The 19,463-nt window shown below is 59.8% G+C and carries 15 protein-coding genes; 3 read left to right on the top strand and 12 right to left on the bottom strand.

Going from position 1 to position 19,463, the window contains the following annotated elements:
• Together ACZ5M5_RS26520 and yjiA are read left to right on the top strand one after the other, a co-directional pair.
• Positions 1 to 198: a YbdD/YjiX family protein gene (locus ACZ5M5_RS26520; protein WP_003182142.1), complete on the top strand. Its 198-nt coding sequence runs from the start codon at positions 1 to 3 to the stop codon at positions 196 to 198.
• A gap of 285 nt (positions 199 to 483) precedes the next feature.
• Positions 484 to 1,452: a GTPase gene (gene yjiA, locus ACZ5M5_RS26515; protein ID WP_060740538.1), complete on the top strand. Its 969-nt coding sequence runs from the start codon at positions 484 to 486 to the stop codon at positions 1,450 to 1,452.
• Here yjiA and ACZ5M5_RS26510 read toward each other — a convergent pair.
• From ACZ5M5_RS26510 to ACZ5M5_RS26485, 6 genes are all read right to left on the bottom strand, one after another.
• Positions 1,444 to 2,157: a GntR family transcriptional regulator gene (locus ACZ5M5_RS26510; RefSeq protein ID WP_103311379.1), complete on the bottom strand. Its 714-nt coding sequence runs from the start codon at positions 2,155 to 2,157 to the stop codon at positions 1,444 to 1,446. The two genes, yjiA and ACZ5M5_RS26510, sit on opposite strands and share 9 nt — an antisense overlap.
• Positions 2,158 to 2,179: 22 nt before the next feature.
• Positions 2,180 to 2,884, bottom strand: a complete 705-nt coding sequence (locus tag ACZ5M5_RS26505) for a FadR/GntR family transcriptional regulator (protein WP_060740540.1) — start codon at positions 2,882 to 2,884, stop codon at positions 2,180 to 2,182.
• 59 nt (positions 2,885 to 2,943) lie between these two features.
• Positions 2,944 to 4,257: a C4-dicarboxylate transporter DctA gene (locus ACZ5M5_RS26500; protein WP_103311376.1), complete on the bottom strand. Its 1,314-nt coding sequence runs from the start codon at positions 4,255 to 4,257 to the stop codon at positions 2,944 to 2,946.
• A gap of 322 nt (positions 4,258 to 4,579) precedes the next feature.
• Positions 4,580 to 5,125, bottom strand: a complete 546-nt coding sequence (locus tag ACZ5M5_RS26495) for a hypothetical protein (RefSeq protein ID WP_464738191.1) — start codon at positions 5,123 to 5,125, stop codon at positions 4,580 to 4,582.
• 207 nt (positions 5,126 to 5,332) lie between these two features.
• Positions 5,333 to 6,586, bottom strand: a complete 1,254-nt coding sequence (gene glyA, locus ACZ5M5_RS26490) for a serine hydroxymethyltransferase (RefSeq protein ID WP_060740543.1) — start codon at positions 6,584 to 6,586, stop codon at positions 5,333 to 5,335.
• Positions 6,587 to 6,815: 229 nt separating this feature from the next.
• A complete protein-coding gene (locus tag ACZ5M5_RS26485) occupies positions 6,816 to 10,664 on the bottom strand; it encodes a sensor domain-containing protein (protein WP_464738190.1) in 3,849 nt (1,282 codons plus the stop codon).
• Between the two features lie 271 nt (positions 10,665 to 10,935).
• Here ACZ5M5_RS26485 and ettA point away from each other — a divergent pair, with 271 nt between their 5' ends.
• A complete protein-coding gene (ettA, locus tag ACZ5M5_RS26480; RefSeq protein WP_464738189.1) occupies positions 10,936 to 12,600 on the top strand; it encodes an energy-dependent translational throttle protein EttA in 1,665 nt (554 codons plus the stop codon).
• Between the two features lie 109 nt (positions 12,601 to 12,709).
• Here the strand turns inward: ettA and lanM are convergent, their stop codons facing one another.
• The 6 genes from lanM to ACZ5M5_RS26450 all read right to left on the bottom strand — a co-directional run bounded on the left by lanM (position 12,710) and on the right by ACZ5M5_RS26450 (position 19,388).
• Positions 12,710 to 15,772: a type 2 lanthipeptide synthetase LanM gene (gene lanM / locus ACZ5M5_RS26475; RefSeq protein WP_464738188.1), complete on the bottom strand. Its 3,063-nt coding sequence runs from the start codon at positions 15,770 to 15,772 to the stop codon at positions 12,710 to 12,712.
• A gap of 81 nt (positions 15,773 to 15,853) precedes the next feature.
• Positions 15,854 to 16,012, bottom strand: coding sequence for a hypothetical protein (locus ACZ5M5_RS26470; protein WP_177431746.1), 159 nt, complete (start codon positions 16,010 to 16,012; stop codon positions 15,854 to 15,856).
• Positions 16,013 to 16,165: 153 nt separating this feature from the next.
• Complete coding sequence (locus ACZ5M5_RS26465) at positions 16,166 to 16,309, bottom strand: hypothetical protein (RefSeq protein ID WP_175534988.1); 144 nt, start codon at positions 16,307 to 16,309, stop codon at positions 16,166 to 16,168.
• A gap of 190 nt (positions 16,310 to 16,499) precedes the next feature.
• Positions 16,500 to 16,991, bottom strand: a complete 492-nt coding sequence (locus tag ACZ5M5_RS26460) for a GreA/GreB family elongation factor (RefSeq protein ID WP_060740546.1) — start codon at positions 16,989 to 16,991, stop codon at positions 16,500 to 16,502.
• Positions 16,992 to 17,061: 70 nt separating this feature from the next.
• Positions 17,062 to 17,418: a hypothetical protein gene (locus ACZ5M5_RS26455; RefSeq protein WP_103310810.1), complete on the bottom strand. Its 357-nt coding sequence runs from the start codon at positions 17,416 to 17,418 to the stop codon at positions 17,062 to 17,064.
• A gap of 116 nt (positions 17,419 to 17,534) precedes the next feature.
• A complete protein-coding gene (locus ACZ5M5_RS26450) occupies positions 17,535 to 19,388 on the bottom strand; it encodes an Lnb N-terminal periplasmic domain-containing protein (protein ID WP_464738187.1) in 1,854 nt (617 codons plus the stop codon).
• Positions 19,389 to 19,463: the final 75 nt, after the last annotated feature.

The following is a 19,463-nucleotide window of genomic DNA, read 5'->3' as shown; positions in this document are numbered from 1 at the left end:
ATGTTCAATGACTTGAGTCGCCTGGGTAAATACCTCGGTCAGGCCGCCCGCCTGATGGTCGGCATGCCCGACTACGACAACTACGTCGAGCACATGCAAACCAAGCACCCGGACAAACCGATGATGGACTACGAGGCGTTCTTTCGCGAACGCCAGGAGGCCCGTTACGGTGGCAAGGGTGGGCCCAAGTGCTGTTGAAGCACCGCTTGGGTTGAGGTAGTCCTGTGGGAGCGAGCTTGCTCGCGATGGTGGTGGGTCAGTTGACGATGATGTCGCTGATCCACCGCCATCGCGAGCAAGCTCGCTCCCACAGTTGTTTTGGGATGGTTTCAACATTGGCGCACACCACAGAATCCCTGTGGGAGCGATCTTGCTCGCGATGGCGGAGTGTCAGTTAATGATAATGTCGACTGACCCGACGCCTTCGCGAGCAGGCTCGCTCCCACAAAACCGTTTTCCTTTCAGGCATCAAGGAGATTCAGTTTGTCCTCTCCCATCCCGGTCACCATCCTCAGCGGCTTCCTCGGCGCCGGCAAGACCACGCTGTTGCGCCATCTGCTCAAGGCCGAGCACGGCCTGAAAATCGCCGTGATCGAGAACGAATTCAGCGATGCCGGTATCGACACCCAACTGTTGGGCGACGAGCCGGTGCAAGTCATGACCCTGGCCAACGGCTGCGTGTGCTGCACCATTCACACCGACCTGACCAAAGCCCTGTACCTGTTGCTCGAGCGGCTGGACAGCGGCGAGATTGCCTTCGATCGCCTGGTGATCGAGTGCACCGGCCTGGCCGACCCGGCCCCGGTGGCGCAGACTTTCTTCATCGACGAGGACCTGCGCGAGCGCTATATCCTCGATGGGATCCTGACCCTGGTGGACGCGGCTCACGCCGACATCCACCTGACCCAGGCCATCGCCCAGGCCCAGGTCGGGTTTGCCGACCGCCTGCTCCTGAGCAAGACCGACCTGGTGGACGCCGCCCAGGTCCAGGCCCTTGGCGAGCGCTTGACGCGCATCAACCGACGGGCACCGATCAGGGTGGTTGAACACGGCCAGATCGACCTGGCCGAGCTGCTCGACATTCGCGGTTTCAATCTCAATGCGGACCTTGGCGCAGGGTTCAGCCTGCGCCCGGTGGGCAAGGCAACCCCGGGCGATCGCATCAGCAGCCTGGTGCTGCGCACCGACAAGGCCCTGGATATCGACAAGCTCAGCGAGTTCATGAACCAGTTGCTGGAAGAGCACGGCAAGCAATTGCTGCGCTACAAAGGCGTGCTGAACATCGCCGGCGAACCCCGCCGGCTGGTGTTCCAAGGCGTGCTCAAGCTGTACGGTTTCGATTGGGACACTGAATGGGCGCCCGACGAAGCCCGGGAAAGCGTGATCGTGTTCATCGCCGACGAACTGCCCGAAGAGAAGATCCGCGCTGGCTTCGAAGCCGCGCTACTTTGACGATCCCGCGCCTGCGACCAGCAGCAGTTTTTGCTCCAGATGGTCCAGGTGCTCGTCCATCAGCCGCACCGCTTCATTGACGTTGCGGCCTTCCACCGCGTCGACGATCGCCAGGTGTTCCTGCCAGGCGCAATGCCGGCGGGACTTGACCTCGTGGCGTGCCAGGGCCAGCGAGGTCAAGGGCACCAGGCTGCCGAGGAATTGCGTCAACGGCGCGTTGCCGGCCATGGCGGCCAGGTGCAGGTGAAACTCGCCGGACAGGCGTATCGCCGGGCCACGCTCGCCGCGGTCCAGGCACTGGCGCTCGTGCTCCACCAGGTCGCGCAGGCACTGCAAGTCTTTGGGTTGCGGCGCCTTGCAGGCCAGGCGCACCAGGGTCTGCTCGGCCAGGCGGCGAGCATGGAGGATCTGCCGCGTCTGCTCCAGATCCGGCGCGGCGACTTGTGGCCGATGGTTGGGCCGCAATATCACCACTTGCTGATGGGACAGGCGCGCCAGGACACGGCGAATGATGCTGCGGCTGACACCGAACACGTCTCCCAGGCTTTCCTCGGTGAAACGGCTGGCCGGAGCGATGCGTTGTTCAAGAATGGCGTCGAAGATCCGCGGGTAGATATCGTCCACCGACGGTTTGCCAATCCGGCCGGGCAGGGGCAGGGCGGCGAGTACGTTGCGGTTGTGCTGATGGGAAACGAGAGTGTTCATGGCGGTCTCCGCAGGCCCAGGTTCAAGTGCCGAGGTTGTCGTCCGGAATATTCAATTCGATGCCCATGCGTTGGCCTTCCCGGAGAATGTGCCGACGCATTTCGGCGCTGGCCTGGGCGCTGTTCTTGCCACGAATGGCGCGGACCACGGCTTCGTTCTCTTCCAGGCGTTCGGCCAGGTGCTCGGGCGAGTTGCGCAATACATCGGCGCTTTGCTTGAGGGCGTTGCTGGTTTGCTGGACCACGTTCTGGAAGATCGGGTTGGACGTCAGGGCAAACAGTTCTTCATGGAAAGCGATGTAGGCGTTGGCGCAGGCGTCGCTGTCGTTGGCTTCCAGGGCTTCGCGCATGTCCATGAGGGTCAGGCGCAACTGGCCGACATCCTTGCTGCTGATGGACTGGGCCACCAGGCCGACGATGAAGGGCTCCAGGGTGTAGCGCAGCTGCAGCAAGTCTTCCAGGCTCGCGCCGGCCATGGCACTGCCTTCGCTGACGGCATCGCCGGGATTGGCCTCCAGCACCACGACGCCTTTGCCGGGCATCGAGCGCACCAGGCCCAGGGTTTCCAGCACAATCACCGCTTCACGCAGGCTTGGCCGGCTGATGCCCAGTTGCTCGGCCAACTCGCGCTGGCCGGGCAGCATGTCACCCGAGCGCCACTGGCCCCGGGCGAGGGCGGCGCGGAGTTTCTCCACCACGGAATTGACGACGGTCGATGAGCTGATCACATGTGACTCCTTGGAAATCAATCAGGCGATGCCGGCTCTCGGGCCGGCATCGCCGTCTTTCAGAATTGCTGGTGATGGGCACTGCCCACCGGTTTTCTGGGTTGGAAGGTATAGCCTTGTTGGCCGGACAGCACCTTGCGCGCCCGGGGGACGTCGATGTCTTTCTCCCAGCGGGCAATCGCCACGGTCGCCACACAGTTGCCGATCAGGTTGGTCAGGGCCCGGCCAATGCCCATGAACCAGTCCACGGCCAACACCAGCACCAGGCCGACCACCGGGATCGCCGGGATCGCGGTCAGCGTCGCCGCCAGTATCACCAGCGCCGAGCCGGGAATTCCGTGGGCGCCCTTGGACGTGATCAGGGATACCAGCAGGATGGTCAACAGATCGCTCAGGGCCAAGGGCGTACCGGTGGCGTTGGCAATAAAGACAATCGCCAGGGTCAGGTAGATGGAAAACCCGTCCAGGTTGAATGAGTAACCGGTTGGAATCACCAGGCCCACGGTGGAGCTGCCGATCCCCAGGTGTTCGAGCTTGCGCATGATCTGGGGCAGCACGGCATCGGACGAAGCAGTGCCGAGTACGATCAGCAGCTCTTCGCGCAGGTACTTGAGAAACGGCAGCATCGGCAGGCCCGACGCACGCATCACCAGACCAAGGATCAGCGTGACGAAGGCGATGCAGGTCAGGTAGAACAGGCCGACGAGGCTGCCCAGGTGCTGCAGCGAGTCGAGGCCATATTTGCTGGTGGTGAAGGCAATGGCCCCGAACACACCGATAGGGGCCAGGCGCACGATCATGCCCATGATGCGGAAGATCACATGGCTGAGTTCGTTGATCAGCCGCGAGATGCCGGAAGCCGCGTCGCCCACCAGGTTCAGCGCGCTGCCGAACAGCACTGAAAACAGCAGGACTTGCAGAATGTTGTTTTCAGCGAAGGCACCGATCACCGAGGTTGGGATCAGGTTCATCAGGAACTGGGTGGTAGTGACCATGTGCTCGCCGCGTTGGGCGATGTCGTTCACGTCCGCGCTGGAGAGCTGCTCCAGATGGATGTTCGCGCCGCTGCCAATGCCTGTGCTGAAAGCGAGGACCAGGCCGATGACCAGGGCGATGGTGGTGAGGACTTCGAAGTAGATGACCGACTTGAGGCCGATGCGCCCGACTTTCTTGAGATCACCGGCGCCGGAGATGCCGCTGACCACCACGCAGAAAACGATCAGGCCGATGAGCATCTTGATCAGCTTGATGAAGCCGTCGCCGAGGGGTTTGAGCTGTGCTGAGTATTCGGGAAGGGTAAGCCCGCAGACGATGCCGAGCATCAGTCCGAGGACAACTTGTAGGAAGATCGACCGCGAGCACCATTTGAGCATGGGAGGGATTCCTGGTTCGGTGTCCTTGTTCGCCAGGGGGCTGGCGTCGGGACTTCATTATTGTGGTCTTACCGGTTTGTCCAGTGCAGGCGCAGTCTAGGCGCTGTTTTCGCGGATGTGCAAGTACGATGATGAGGATTTGGCTTGACCGGTCTTACCAGTTGCGGTGAAAGCCCTGAGCTTGAGCCTTTTCTCGGCCGGAAAAAAATATCGCCAGATGCCTAAGTGGTCAGTTAAGGAGAGAACCCAGGACTGTGGCGAGGGAGCAAGCTCCCTCGCCACAGGGGGATAGATGGGTTGTCCCTGCCTTGCATTAAATGTCCTACGGGTATTTTTCTCCGAGGATGCTCAGAATGAACGTCACCTTTGACTGTTCTTCCGTCTCGGCAAGATAGAGATAAGGCGAGCCCCGTAGCCTTAATCCCCCCACATGTTTTCTATTGGCTGTCATGAGCGAAATACGGCTGTGACCGGGTTTGATGGTTTTCGGCGTGAGGACATTCTGTTGAAAGTCGATAAGAGTAAAAAGTGTCGGCTTTTGAGTATTGGGATCCTGTGCGCCAAGTACTTCAAACCAACTTTTACTGAGCAGTTTGTTGTAGTGCTCGCCGGCGTTTTTCATGGTCAGCAGATAGCCACCCGCCGTATGCCGGAAATGCAGTCGCAAGGGCTCGCCACGCGTCCTCGGATCTTCGGCGCGCATGCCAAGCAGGTGTGAGTGGTCCTGGGTCTGGGGTTTGCCGGTATAAAATCCACCGCTGAAAGAACTGACGGTCGCCATCGCGGGTTTGCCATGCAGCCTTTCCAGTAGGTTGACGTGAGCGCTAAACATATCAAGTGTTGCATGAAAGGAATGTTCACTGTCCATGTGAATATTGACTCCTGTAAGGGTTGATCAAGTTTGGGGTGGGGCGAGCTGGATCTTATTGAGTTATTAGTCGCTTGTGGGGCTGCCTATATTGCAGGACGTTAAATGCTGGCTGGCGTTAGTTGTCTGGTCGTATGTTTTGCATACCAATAAAAAAGGCCCGCATCTTTCGATGCGGGCCTTTTTGGCTACGTGTGGGCGAGCTGATTAAGCGCCGTATACCGGCAGCTTCTTGCAGATAGCCTTGACCTTCTCACGCACGGCGTCGATGACCGCTTCGTTGTTCAGGTCCGCCAGGATGTCGCAGATCCAGCCGGCCAGTTCCTTGCACTCGGCTTCCTTGAAGCCGCGAGTGGTCACGGCCGGGGTGCCGAAGCGCAGGCCCGAAGTGACGAATGGGGAGCGTGGGTCGTTGGGTACCGAGTTCTTGTTCACGGTGATGAACGCCTTGCCCAGCGCTGCGTCAGCGTCTTTGCCGGAGATGTCCTGCTTGATCAGCGAGAGCAGGAACAGGTGGTTTTCAGTACCGCCGGACACCACGTCGAAGCCGCGCTCGATGAACACGCCGGCCATGGCCTTGGCATTCTTCACCACTTGTTGCTGGTAAGCCTTGAACTCAGGCTGCAGCGCTTCCTTGAAGCAGATCGCCTTGGCTGCGATCACGTGCTCCAGCGGGCCACCCTGGGCGCCCGGGAAGACGGCGGAGTTCAGCTTCTTCTCGATGTCGGCGTTGGCGCGCGCCAGGATCAGGCCGCCACGTGGACCGCGCAGGGTCTTGTGGGTGGTGGTGGTGACCACGTCGGCGAACGGCACCGGGTTCGGGTACACGCCCGCGGCAACCAGGCCGGCCACGTGGGCCATGTCGACGAACAGGTAGGCACCGACCTTGTCGGCGATTGCGCGGAAACGCGGGAAGTCGAGGATCTGCGAGTAGGCGGAGAAACCGGCCACGATCATTTTCGGCTTGTGCTCGAGGGCCAGGCGCTCGACTTCGTCGTAGTCGATCAGGCCATTGCCGTCGATGCCGTACTGGATGGCGTTGTACAGCTTGCCGGAGGAGGAAACGCTGGCGCCGTGGGTCAGGTGACCGCCGTGGGCCAGGCTCATGCCCAGGATGGTGTCACCGGCCGACAGCAGCGCCAGGTACACGGCGGCGTTGGCTTGGGAACCGGCGTGCGGCTGGACGTTGGCGTAATCGGCGCCGAACAGTTCCTTGGCGCGGTCGATGGCCAGTTGCTCGACCACGTCGACGTACTCGCAACCACCGTAGTAGCGCTTGCCCGGGTAACCTTCGGCGTACTTGTTGGTCAGTACCGAGCCTTGAGCTTCCATCACCGCGGGGCTGGTGTAGTTTTCCGAAGCGATCAGCTCAATGTGCTCTTCCTGGCGCTGAGCTTCTTGCTCCATGGCGGCAAAGAGATCGGCGTCGTACTTGGCAATAGTCAAATCACGGCTGAACATGGCGGTCCTCAAGGATCGGGGCAGAAAAGGGGGGCATTCTACCTCAACCGGTTTTGGAAGGCATATGAAAGGGCGTCATGTCGCGGACGAATGGGATTCACGCGACATTCTGCGTAGCCTTGGCGGGCCCCATCGCGAGCAAGCTCGCTCCCACATTTGGACCTGCGTGCCCATCACCCTGTGGGAGCGAGCTTGCTCGCGATGAGGCCACTACAGGCACCGAAGAGCCTCAGTCGAGCATGAACAACGCATCATTGCTGAACTGCGCTTCGAACCGATTGGCCGGCATCGGCCGGCCGAACAGGTAGCCCTGGACTTCGTCGCAGCCGTGCTCGCGCAGGAAATCCAACTGCTCGTGGGTCTCGACGCCCTCGGCGATCACCGCCAGGTTGAGGCTGTGGGCCATGGCGATGATTGCCCGGGCGATCTGCGCATCCTGCTCGCCGGACGGCAGGCCGTCGACGAAGGTGCGGTCGATCTTCAGCACGTCGATGGGGAATTGCTTGAGGTAGTTGAGCGATGAATAACCGGTGCCGAAGTCATCGACGGCGATGCTCAGGCCCAGGTTTTTCAGCCCGGCGAGGATCTGCATCGCCTCGCTGACTTCGCGCATCAGGATACTTTCCGTCAGTTCCAGCTCCAGGCAGGCCGGGGGCAGGCCGGTGCTGCGCAGGATATTGGCGATGCGCGTGCCCAACTGGCCGTCGGAGAATTGCCGGGCCGAAATGTTGACCGAGACCTTCGGTACCCGGACCTTGGCCTGGTGCCAGGTCCTGAGTTGCCGGCAGGCTTCGGTGATGACCCAGTCGCCGACGTCCACCACCAGCCCGAGCTCTTCGAGCACCGGGATGAAATCCCCTGGCGGCACCAACCCACGTCGCGGATGGCGCCAGCGCAGCAGGGCCTCGGCGCCGGTCAAACGTTTGCCATCGCCGCTGAACTGCGGCTGGTAATACAGCACGAACTCGTTCTGCTCCAAGGCGTGGCGCAGGTCGCTTTCCAGCTCCAGGCGTTCCAGGGCGCTGGCGTTCATGTCGGCCTGGTAGAACTGGAAGTTGTTCTTGCCACGCTCCTTGGCGTGATACATGGCCGTGTCGGCGTTCTTCATCAACTGGCTCAGTTCGTTGCCATCCTGGGGGCTCAGGGCAATACCGATACTGGCGGTGACAAAGAACTCCCGGCCTTCGAGCACAAAGGGCCGGACCAGGCTGGCAAGGATCTGCTCGGCCACGGCAATTGCCCGGTTCAGCGCCGTTTCCCGGCTGGCGCGGGGTTGCAGCAGCAGGGTGAACTCGTCGCCACCCATGCGCGCCACAGTGTCGTCGTCGGCGACGCAGCCGAGCAGGCGCGTGGCCATCTCCTTGAGCATCCGGTCGCCAGCGGCGTGGCCCAGGGAGTCGTTGATCGGCTTGAAGCGATCGAGGTCGAGGAACATCAGCACCACCCAGGTCTTCTGCCGCTCGGCTGATTGCAGCGCGGTGTGCAGGCGATCCTGGAACAGCGTGCGGTTGGGCAGGTGGGTCAGGGCGTCGTAGTAGGCCAGGCGATGGATACGCTGCTCGCTGGCCTTGCGTTCGCTGATGTCGCTGAAGAAGCACACATAGCTGGCCAGGTCGCCTTCGTCGTCCAGCACGGCGGTGATGCCGACCCAGGCCGGGTAGTGTTCGCCATTGCGACGCTTGAGCCAGACTTCGCCTTCCCAGGTGCTGTGCTGTTGCAACTGCTTGAGCACGTAGCGCAAGTGGGCTTCCTGTTGCTCGTCCACGGTCAGCATGTTGGGCAACTGGTCCAGCACTTGCGACACGGCATAACCGCTGACGCGACTGAAGGCTTCGTTGGCCTGGACAATGTAGCCGGCCGGGTCGGTGATCAGGATCGCCGAGGTCGAGTGCTCGAAGACCGTGGCGGCCATGCGCAGGTCTTTTTCGGCGCGACGCTGCTGGCTGATGTCGCGGCCAACGCCGAGCACGCCTTCGAACGCGCCGTGTTCATCCCACACCAGCACCAGTCGCAGCTCGATGGGGATCTTGCGCCCATCGGCGCGCAGGCAGTCGAACAGGAACAGCTGGGTCTGCATCTGGTTGCGCAGCTCGGCCAGATGCTCGGGCTTGTCCAGGGCTTTGCTGACGCGGTCCATCAGGCTGTAGATGCCGGTCAGTTGTTGTGGATTGGCGATGATCGATTGCCAGCCGTTCTGGAAAATCCAGTCGGCGGTGTAGCCCAGCACCGCTTGCACCGACGGGCTGACGTAGTTGAGCGAAAGCTTGTTGTCGGTGGAGAAGATCACGTCGCTGATGCTTTCGGCGAGCATCCGGTAGCGTTGCTCGCTGTCGCGCAGCGATTCGCTGGCCTCGATCTGCTCGGTGACGTCCTTGGCCACGCCGATGATCCGGGTCACCTGGTCATGCCGGTCACGGGCCAGTGCCTGTTCGCGAATATCGAAACAGCGCCATTTGCCATTGCGATGGCGAAAGCGCAATTGGCATTGCAACAGCTGCGTGTACCCGCCACGGCGTTGTTCCAGGCGCAGGTTGTGGTAGTGATCGGCGTCGTCGCTGTGCAGCAGGATTTCCCAGAAGTATTCGCCCATCTGGTGCAGTTCGGTGCGATCGTACCCCAGGGTCTGGCCCAGGTGATGGTTGCTGAAGATCATCCGCTGGCTGATGACATCCTGCACGTAGAGATGGTCCGGAACGGTGCGCACCACGTCGGACCAGAAACCTTCGCGTTCGAGCAGCGAGAGTTCGATCAGCTTGCGGCTGGTGATGTCGCTGATGCTCAGGATGACCGCGTTGTAGTCGGGCTGTTTTTCCGGCAGGCGCAGCACCAGCCACAGGTGCTGGTCGCGGCCATGGGCGTCCTGGAGCTTGATTTCCAGTTCCAGTTGTTTGTGTTGGTCGAGCAGCGCTTCGAGCAGTTTCGAGCCGATGGGGTTGTTGTCTGGCGTGCCCTTGCCGACCAGCAACTGCCAAGCCTGGGCACAGGAGTCGACGTTGAGCAGTTTCAACGCCATCTGGTTGACCTCGGTGACGTGGACTTCCTGGCGCAATTGCTCGAGTTGGTGAGCGGTTCGCAGCCAGGCGCGCAATTGATCGCCATTGTGCAGGCCGACCCGCTCAAAAAAGGCCTTGAGCCCCGACAGGTCCAGCACGCACAGGGCCACGCCGGTGCCTTCGAAAATATCCTGGTAACGCCGTCGACCTTCGTGCAACTGCCGCTGGCGCCGGCGCATGTTCAAGAGCGCGATCACCGGCAACAACGAGAACGCCAGGCCCAGCAGGCACTTGCCGATGAAGGCCGGCAGCAGTTGCTCGATCACCTGGCGCCGGTCGAACAGCCCCCGCAGTTGCCAGTCGCTGCTGCTCAGGGGCACGGTCAGTACCGTATTTTCCAGGTCATCCGGCGACAGGTGGGTAGGGCTGATCGATGGCAGGCTCTCGTCGCGGCTGACGATCTGCTGGTTGAGGCGGTTTTCCACCAGCCACAGCGGGCGCAGCCCCACATCGGCTTGCTTGGTCAGGGTGGCGAAAAAATTCGGGGTCAGGCGCAGGGCCCAATAGCCACGGCTGCTGCCGCTGGCCTGGTGCAACAACAGATGCACCACGGAGCCGTCTTCGGCATTGCTGAAATAATGGGCCTGGGCCCGGCTGCGCCGCACCAGCTCACCCAGGTAGTCGGCGTCATGGCTGTCGGCGTCGCTGTCACTGAGCACCCGGCCGGAAGGGCTCAGCAGTGCCAGGCTGCACAATTCGGGTAACGATTGCTGGAGTTTACGAACCAGGGCCTGCTGTTCGTCGGCACTTTGTGGCTGTTCGACGATCGGTAGCAGATTGAGGGCGATTTGCGCGTTCAGGGCCATGTTCAGGCTGACTTGCGCGGCGAGATCGGCGGTGTAGTCGATGGTGTATTGGCGCTGTTGCTGTTGGGTTTCACGCAGTTGGTCGAGCAGTTGCCAGAACAGCAAACCGAGCAACAGCAGCACCAGCGTGGCCAGCGCGCCCTTCAGTGTCCCGCGCAGGGGCGAGCCGGGCACGACAGCGGGTGCGCGAGGGGACAGGGGCGGAGTGACGTTGGACAAGCTGTAATCCTGCAGTTTGCTGGACTGGCGCGACGTGCACTATAAGCCGGACGCCCGAAGGGCGGCTAGCATGCCTTGACTTGTGGCAAAGTGCCAGCCCCTGGCGGCTGGACCTTGACCGACGGTTGAGGTAGCTTTGCCGGTCAAACAAGAGCGTTCCAGCTCCAGATTCCCAGGCTCTATCCGCCCGCAGGCATTGATGACCGTCAAGTGCCGGCGCCGCGCATGGCCTGGCTCGTTCTTTTCACCTGTCACTGACGCTAGGTTCACCATGGCTCAATACGTCTTCACCATGCATCGGCTGAGCAAAGTTGTTCCGCCGAAGCGGGAAATCCTGAAAAACATTTCATTGTCGTTCTTCCCCGGGGCCAAGATCGGCGTACTGGGTCTCAACGGCTCGGGTAAGTCCACGCTGCTGAAAATCATGGCCGGCGTCGATAGCGAATTCGACGGTGAAGCCCGTCCGATGCCGGACCTGAATATCGGCTACCTGCCCCAGGAACCGCAACTGGACCCGAGCAAGACCGTGCGTGAAGTGGTCGAGGAAGCGGTCAGCGTGATCAAGGACGCCCAGGCGCGCCTCGACGAGGTCTATGCCGCCTACGCCGACCCGGATGCCGACTTCGACAAGCTGGCCGCCGAACAGGCCAAGCTCGAAGCGATCCTGCAGGCCAGCGACGGCCACAACCTGGATCGCCAGCTGGAAGTTGCCGCCGATGCACTGCGCCTGCCGGCCTGGGACGCGAAGGTCGAACACCTCTCCGGTGGTGAAAAGCGCCGCGTGGCCTTGTGCCGCCTGCTGCTGTCGGCCCCGGACATGCTGCTGCTCGACGAACCGACCAACCACTTGGACGCCGATTCCGTCGCCTGGCTCGAACACTTCCTGCATGACTTCCCGGGCACCGTGGTTGCGATCACGCACGACCGTTACTTCCTGGACAACGTCGCCGGCTGGATCCTCGAACTCGACCGCGGCGCAGGCATTCCGTACGAGGGCAACTATTCGGGCTGGCTGGAAGCCAAGTCCGATCGTCTGGCCCAGGAATCCAAGCAGCAGTCGGCTCATGAAAAAGCCATGAAGGAAGAACTGGAGTGGGTGCGCAAAGGCGCCAAGGCCCGCCAGTCCAAATCCAAGGCACGTCTGCAGCGCTTCGAGGAAATGCAGTCCCAGGAATTCCAGAAGCGCAGCGAAACCAACGAGATCTACATCCCGGCCGGTCCGCGCCTGGGTGACAAGGTCATCGAGTTCAAGAACGTCACCAAGGGTTATGGCGACCGCGTGCTGATCGACAACCTGTCGTTCTCCATGCCCAAAGGTGCCATCGTCGGTGTGATCGGTGGTAACGGCGCGGGTAAATCCACGTTGTTCCGCATGCTGATGGGCAAGGAAACCCCGGATTCGGGCAGCATCGAAATCGGTGAAACCGTGCAACTGGCTTGCGTCGACCAGAGCCGCGAGGACCTGGACGGCAGCAAGACCGTGTTCCAGCAGATCTCCGACGGTTCCGACCAGATCCGCATCGGCAACTATGAAATCCCGTCGCGCACTTACGTCGGCCGCTTCAACTTCAAGGGCGGCGACCAGCAGAAGTTCGTCAAGGACCTGTCCGGCGGTGAGCGCGGTCGCTTGCACCTGGCGTTGACCTTGAAGGAGGGCGGCAACGTCCTGCTGCTCGACGAACCGTCCAACGACCTCGACGTCGAAACCCTGCGCTCCCTGGAAGAAGCCTTGCTGGACTTCCCGGGCGCCGCCATTGTGATCTCCCACGATCGGTGGTTCCTCGACCGTGTGGCGACCCACATCCTGGCGTACGAAGACGACTCCCAAGCGGTATTCTTCGAAGGCAACTACACCGAATACGAAGCCGATCGCAAGAAACGCCTCGGCGAAGCGGCCGCCCAGCCGCATCGTGTACGGCACAAGAAACTGGCCTGATAGGGATCGGAAATGTGGGAGCGAGCTTGCTCGCGATGGCGGTGGTCAGCGACATTGGGGTTGACTGATCCACCGCTATCGCGAGCGAGCTCGCTCCCACAGTTCTAGCCTACGTCTGCAGCGCGAAATCGAGCGAGAGTATGTTGGGGATCGTTGGATCGATCTCATACAGCAAGGCATAACCTGCCCCCGTAATGCCCGTCAGCAGGCTGACGTCGGGAACCCGACCGCTGTCGAGAAAGGGGCCTGCGAAAAACTGCCGGGCGACTTTGCCAAGGGCCTGCTTGACCCTGCTGATGCCCTCGGGGTCATCGGCGTGACGATACAAGTCATACAGGCAGATCAGATTGCCGAAATCGCCATGGCACAGGTTATAGCCATCGCCCAAGCCGTGCTGCCAAAGATTGTTCTCGCAACGCTGGATGTCGTCGAGCACCGTCTGCCGGGTGGTTTCGTCCAAGACCTCGCCCATCGACTTCATGAGTTGTCGCCTGGCGATGAGGATGCCGCCGTCTCCGTGACACCACTTGGTGGCATGGTCGACAGGGCCCAGGCCTCTCAGATCCAGCCAGAAACCCTCTCGGCTCAAGCGATTTTCACCCTCCAGTACCTGGATGGCCAAGGGCACCAACGCCCCATCGCCGGTCACATCATAGGCTTTGCACAAGGCCAGGATGACGCCGGAGAGACCATGGGACAGGCCCGTTAAAATGACGGAGCGGTCATCGCGTCGAAGAAGCTGGCTTTCTTCGATCAGTATCTGGTCCTTTATGTAGGCAACCATGCGCCGAATGGCCGGCCGCACATCCGCTTGCGCCGATAACCCATGGATATTGGCCAGCAGCGTCACCGCACCACAACAGCCGCCCAGGAAGTCGAAATCGTAGTCTTCAGGGGGTACATCAATCAGTTGGGTCAGCAGGCTGGCAATTTTCTCATCGTGTTGTGAATCGCCGGTGATTTGGCGACGATTGATGAGCAGATAGAGATAAGAGCCCAGGCCATGATAGGCACTGACGGTCAGGTCGGCTTTGAAAAAGCCAAAGTGTTGTTCCAGTGAAGCCAGTACCTGATCCAGGAGCGACAGTAAGCGTGGTTTGCCGCTTACCTTGAACAGGCTCAGATAAAACAACCCAATCCCGGCGATACCGGAGTACAACCCATGATCCATGGGTGAAGGGTATTTTCCACGAGTCGTTGGGTGCGTATGGAACGCCAACCAACTGACGTCCGTTGCCGTTCCCTTGATCGCGAGTGCTTCGAGGCGGGAACTGATGCCGAGTATTGCGTCGAGTCGATCCGCTTGGGGCGCTTTTAGGGGGGCACGTGATGACGGCTGTCCGTTCGACTCCGGATACAGACACATTTCAAGCAGTGTGAGTTGTAATGCCCTGTCGGCTGCGGACAGATTGGCTATTTTCTGTAAGCAGCTTTTTATCGGGGGTTGTACTTTCGTCATGTCTATTGTTTCACCTTGGGCGCTCATCAACGCATTGGAATTGAGCGGCATGGTGAAACACGGAATGCTGGATCTTTGCAGGTCGGCTATTTCATGGCGTGGGATGCCCTTTGCTCGATAGGGCTCTTTCAAGTCTTTCCACAGGGTTGCAAGCAGAAGCTCCCGGTCCAACATGTTTTTCATGAAGCGTGGATGACGGCTCAGGCCGATCAAGTCCGCATAACGTTGAGAGTTTTTGAGCAATACGCGGGTTGATAATTCGCCTGCGGATTGCTCAAGCATCTGCATGATCGTGTGCCGATGCGTCAGCAGTTCGCCATACGCATATTCAAAGCCGTGGACAAGTTCGGCTTTATACGTTTCATGCCCCTTGCGTTCACCCTGCAAAAGCGGCAAATGCTTTTGCTGCAGAAGGTGTTCGAACTCGACTTTACGTAAATGGTAAAAGCCATCTTCGAAAACCAGGGTATGGCGGGTGGAAATGAATAGCGCTTGCCGAGTCAGCCCGCTCTGGTCGTTATTGGATTTTTGGGAAAAGGGTACGAAGCCGCTGGAGCACACCGACTGCTGGATCAATTTGAAGGTGTTGGACAGTGCGCTATCGAGTGGCAGTTCGAGTAACAGGTCGCTGGTGGACGCAGTGAACAAGCACTCAAGATCGATCATGACAGGGCTGCTGCCACACGCAATGATGTTCTCGTAATGGAAGTCGATGCCGTTGAGGGCATGAATGACGGCGATCTGTGCGCCCATCTTTTTATAGAACAGCGCCACGTCCGCTGCGTTGGCACAAGGCGTGTTGTCGACCTTTTCTATCCAGCTATGGCGCTCACGGCTGAGGATTCTTGGCGCGTGGATGGCAAAGCAATCCGCGCCTGTCCACTCACGTAGTTGTCCAAGCAGTTGATTGAAAAAAAGTGCTTCGCGGCTTGCCCGTGGCTTGTAGACCAATGAAATCGCGCAGACCTTAACCTGGCAGACCGTTTCGCCGCGACCGTGGGGGTCACCCAGGCCGAACTCGATGGCCTCGATTTTCCGGGACGGGATCGAGAATTCCGCCTCCAGTGCTTCAACATCGTCGGCGAAATCGAGAATGACCGCATAAAGGTAATTGAGAGTGTCTTCCAGCAAATCCAGCAGCAGTGTCGCCAGTACGGGATAGGATTCGAAAAATTTCAACAACGGCAATGTGCGCAGGTGTTCGTTGAATCCGTCCAGATCAAGGTCGTCGCCGTCGGCAATTTGCGTATTCAGAAAATGGACCAGGCTTTGTTCCGAGGTGCGTCCGACTCGGGCCAGGATATAGCGCTCAAGGCTTGCCAACAGGGCGGTTTCATCAATGTGCAGTGACGCTTTGGCGTAGCGCCCATCCGCCTTGAACGTGTCGATGAAATAAAGAAAAAAACGGTAGCCAAACCAATAAAAATTGTCTTTGCCGCTCATGGTCTCTGTGTCGACGTGAATGCTGTCAAGCCGAGTGAGCTTGTTCTTCAGGTCCATCAAGACGGTTTCGCCGTCGACAGGCAGGGACGGGTGGTTGATGGGCTCCTGGGCATACGATGCCAGTTGGTCCCTGTTCAACCCGAAATGATCCAGCAAGGCCTGATCATCAGCATGCAGGCGGGTCAGGTTGTTTTCAAAAAGGGCGATGTCGCCGTCGGAAGAGAATCTGTACCGGCCTCGCTGATTCAACTGCAAAGCGTTAACAAGCATGCCGTTGCTCCTGACATGGATAGAGCAGGCGTTGCCTGCTCTATGTTTATAGGTGTTGCCTGTTTCGATCAGTTGAAGGGCTTAACACCCGAGTGTCGAGCATTCCAGATTGGTGCACGTTCCAAAGGTGTTGCACTCCATCGTCGTTGCCAGGATCGACCCCGTGTTGTTGGTGGGGGCTTGGTAAGCGTCGAACTCGCCATAGACATCGCCGGACATGTTCAGGATTTGTTCGCTCATAGTGTTTTCCTCATCAGTTATCAAACATCAAGTACAGTCGGTTGGGCGCGAGTAAGCGCATCCGAACGGTAGGATGTTGATGATGTTGTTGTATAGGTGGGGTTAGGAAGTATCAAGGGCCTGTTGTGCAGGTCTATTTTGATGGGAAAGAATTTAGCATAAAAGAGCGGTGCAGTTTATGGTTCCGCATTCGACAATGGTCAGTGCTGCTGACTCGGAGCCGAGATCAGTTACCTGTTGGTAGAACTTGAAGTCGCTGTCGAAGTCACCTGACATTGCCAGTATTTGTTCGCTCATTAGTGCATCTCCTTTCTGTTTTTACAGTGCGCCGATTACGGTGCGGGAAAAACAGTAGCATGGTCCTTATTTAACGCAAACTTGTTGTTATGACCTCATGTTGCAGTTACATATAGCTACAGGCAAGTAACAGATTGTTGTCGGGTCTTGATGTTAGAAGCTTTAATCATGATTAAAGAAACCGGCAACATCATGGGAGGTCTATCGCCACGACCTCGATGGCGAGATCTCCCAGCGGTCGCTTCCATGTCACTTCATCCCCAACCTTCGCCCCCAGCAACGCCCGCCCCAGCGGCGAGCCCCAGTTGATCAAGCCACTGGCCGCATCGGCCTGGTCTTCCCCCACTAACTGCACTCGTTGCTCATGATCCTGTTCATCGACAAAGGTCACCCAATGCCCGATCCGCACTTGGTCGGACGACGTCGGTGCAACGACCTGGGCGCTTTGCAGGCGCTGCTTGAAATAGCGCAGATCCCGTTCAAGGTCGGCGATCCGTTGTTTGTCCGCCAGTTCCCCTCGGGTCGCCTGCTGGCTGTGCAGGGCCTGCAACTCGGCGAACCGGGCCTGGAGCAGGGCAAGCCCGGTGGGCGTGACGTAATTGGGTTGCGCACTGACCTGACGTTCGACCGGCTGGTCGGCCTGGGCAGCGGCGTTGTCTTCGTTGACGAAAGCGCGGCTCATGGTGTTCTCCTCTATTGGAGTTTGGTCCATGGTCGCAGGCTTTTGGTTTCGACGAATGTCTATGCGCGACTCACGGCGAGCGATAAGCCCGGGCGGCGTCCCGATCCTTTTCTTGTTGCCAGGCACGTTCGTGGTCATCCCAATGACGATCGCGGTAGGCATTGCGCTCCTCGCTTTCGCGCATCGCCTGGCACTGCCGGAAACCATCGCTCCAGCCTTCGGCGTAGCGCGGATCCTTGAGGTACCGTGGCACGTCTTTCCTGAACTGGCCGGTGATCACCCCCGCCGCTTGCCGACCACTGCTGCAACCGTCGTCGTAGCCGTCGGCGAACGCCGGTGGGTAACCTCGGGCGATCAGGTCTTCATGAGTGGTTTCACAGCCACCGAGCAACATCAATACACCCAGTACCACTGCCGCACGCCTCATTTGAGCCTTCCTGCCGTATCCACTTATACGAGAAGTCTAGAAGCGGATTCGTCAGGCCGATGTGAAAGCCCTGTGATTAATCCGTTCGTCTCTGTGCGCGTGCAGAGCGGTGTGGCTCAATAGTGATACCACTTCACCTCGAGCATCACCTCGTTCTCCGGCGAAGCCAGGTGGCTGAACTCTCGCTGGGCACTCAAGCGCAGGCCGAGGTTGCGGGACAATTCCCACTGCTGGTTGAGGCTCAGGCTACGACGCACTTCGCCGTTGACGAAATAATCGCCCTTGGCTTCCAGGCTCAAGTTGCCCAGCGGGTTTTTCCACAGCACGCCGCTGTTGAAGCCGGCGGCCGGGGCGATGAACTGGGCGAAATCGTTGTTGTGCTCCACCCGCACCGTGCCCAGGGCAAAGCCCAGCACATCTTCGCCCAGCGCCCAGGTACCACCGGCACCGCCGTTGACGTGGCTGACCAAGGTTTCATCGTCGTGTTTGCCCGGCACCCGCTCCAGGCCGCCGGTAACCTGCCAGGACAGCGGTTGCAGCAGCTCGTTGCGTGGGGTCAGGGAGCGAATGGTCGCCAGATCCAGTTGCTGCACCTGCCAGTCATTGCCTTCGTACTGGCGCAGTTTCAATTGCAGGATTTCGATCTGTGCTCCCAGGGGGAAACTTTCGGCGTTGTCGTTGAGGTCGTGATAGGCCATGCGCAAGCCGTATTCGCCGAACGCCCGGTCGCCCCGTGTGCCGAGGCCGGCCTGCCAGGTGCGGGATTGGTGACCGTCCTCGGGCAGGCCCGGTTGCGGGATGTCGAGTTCCGGTGCGGGGTTCTGGTTGATCGCCCGCAACAGCTCGAAGCTGCGCTGGGCCCGTTGCGGATCGCGTTCCTGGCCGTTGGCACGATAGCGTTCCAGGCGATACGCCGCGTCGATGATCAGTGCCTGGCGTTCGCGGGGCAGCGCCTTGAATGCCGGTGCTTGCAGTTGCTGCTGATCGGCGCTGACGTTCAGTACCCATTGTTGTTCGTCATCGCTGAGCGGTTCGGCGCGGCTGAGCAGTTCCCGTTCCCGGGACGGCCGATACTGGATGCTTTCCACCAGGCCGGCTTCTTTCACCGCCTTGACGGTGTCGGTGGGAATCGCCGTCAGCGGGAATTGTTCGGTCAGGCGCAGGCTGGGGCGAGCCACTTGGAGCAATTCAAGCAGGCGATAGGAGCAGTTTTCGTCGAAAAAGAAATAGTCGAACTGGATCTGCTTGAGTTCCCAGACGTGCTCGACCATGCGCTCGGTTTCCGCCTGGCTCAGGTTGAGGCGGTATTCCCACAGGTCGCGGTTCTCCAGGCTACGGTACTCGGAGAGTTTTTCCTGGTACGGCACCAGGGCGAACAGGCCGGGATAGCCGCCCATCAGGCCCTTCCAGGCATAGAGGATGCTGTTGTCCGAACCTTCGATGTAGGCGCCAAAGTTGATCGCGTAGCTGAGCAGGGCGGTCTTGTCGCTTTGCACATCGGCCTGGTCGATGCGTAACAGGGTGTGGCCGAACATCGAGGACGGACTGTTGAGGTACGCGGCGGGGAAAATCATCACCGCACTGTGGGGCGACACATCCTTGAACCACTGGGTGAAGTCGCTGCAGTTGACCGCCGGCAGGTCTGTCAGGTTGAGCTGCGCCTTCAGCCAGCGGGTGCGCGCCGGGTACACGCACTGGGCATGTTGCTGGCCGGCACTGACCGGGCCATACAAGGCTTGCAGCGTGGCGGTCAGTTCACGGTCAGGGTGTTCGTTGCCGTCGGGGGCGAGGAAGAATTTTTTGTCGCTGATATAGCTGCGCCAGCCACCCAATTTGGCGGTTTCGTAGTGGCCCAGGGAGATCCAGAAGCGGTCATTGGCCAGTTGCTGCAAACGTTGAGGGTCGATATGAGGCGCGGCGGACAGCGGGGCGCACACACAGAGCGCCAGCCAGGCAAGGCGTTTGAGCATAGTCGGCTACTTGGAAAGTCGAAAAAATAAAGACCGAAGGGGCCCCAAAAAGAAAACCCGCTCCCCGAGAGGAGC

This window comes from Pseudomonas sp. Van50, assembly GCF_055390755.1.
This window is presented reverse-complemented; position numbering and strand designations above follow the sequence as displayed.

Bases quoted from the DNA above. Each gene is read 5' to 3' on its own strand.
- ACZ5M5_RS26455 (WP_103310810.1), bottom strand. From the start codon at position 17,418: ATGAGGCGTGCGGCAGTGGTACTGGGTGTATTGATGTTGCTCGGTGGC.
- ACZ5M5_RS26450 (WP_464738187.1), bottom strand. From the start codon at position 19,388: ATGCTCAAACGCCTTGCCTGGCTGGCGCTCTGTGTGTGCGCCCCGCTG.
- ACZ5M5_RS26465 (WP_175534988.1), bottom strand. From the start codon at position 16,309: ATGAGCGAACAAATACTGGCAATGTCAGGTGACTTCGACAGCGACTTC.
- ettA (WP_464738189.1), top strand. From the start codon at position 10,936: ATGGCTCAATACGTCTTCACCATGCATCGGCTGAGCAAAGTTGTTCCG.
- ACZ5M5_RS26510 (WP_103311379.1), bottom strand. From the start codon at position 2,157: ATGAACACTCTCGTTTCCCATCAGCACAACCGCAACGTACTCGCCGCC.
- ACZ5M5_RS26500 (WP_103311376.1), bottom strand. From the start codon at position 4,257: ATGCTCAAATGGTGCTCGCGGTCGATCTTCCTACAAGTTGTCCTCGGA.
- ACZ5M5_RS26495 (WP_464738191.1), bottom strand. From the start codon at position 5,125: ATGGACAGTGAACATTCCTTTCATGCAACACTTGATATGTTTAGCGCT.
- ACZ5M5_RS26460 (WP_060740546.1), bottom strand. From the start codon at position 16,991: ATGAGCCGCGCTTTCGTCAACGAAGACAACGCCGCTGCCCAGGCCGAC.
- glyA (WP_060740543.1), bottom strand. From the start codon at position 6,586: ATGTTCAGCCGTGATTTGACTATTGCCAAGTACGACGCCGATCTCTTT.
- ACZ5M5_RS26520 (WP_003182142.1), top strand. From the start codon at position 1: ATGTTCAATGACTTGAGTCGCCTGGGTAAATACCTCGGTCAGGCCGCC.
- lanM (WP_464738188.1), bottom strand. From the start codon at position 15,772: ATGCTTGTTAACGCTTTGCAGTTGAATCAGCGAGGCCGGTACAGATTC.
- ACZ5M5_RS26470 (WP_177431746.1), bottom strand. From the start codon at position 16,012: ATGAGCGAACAAATCCTGAACATGTCCGGCGATGTCTATGGCGAGTTC.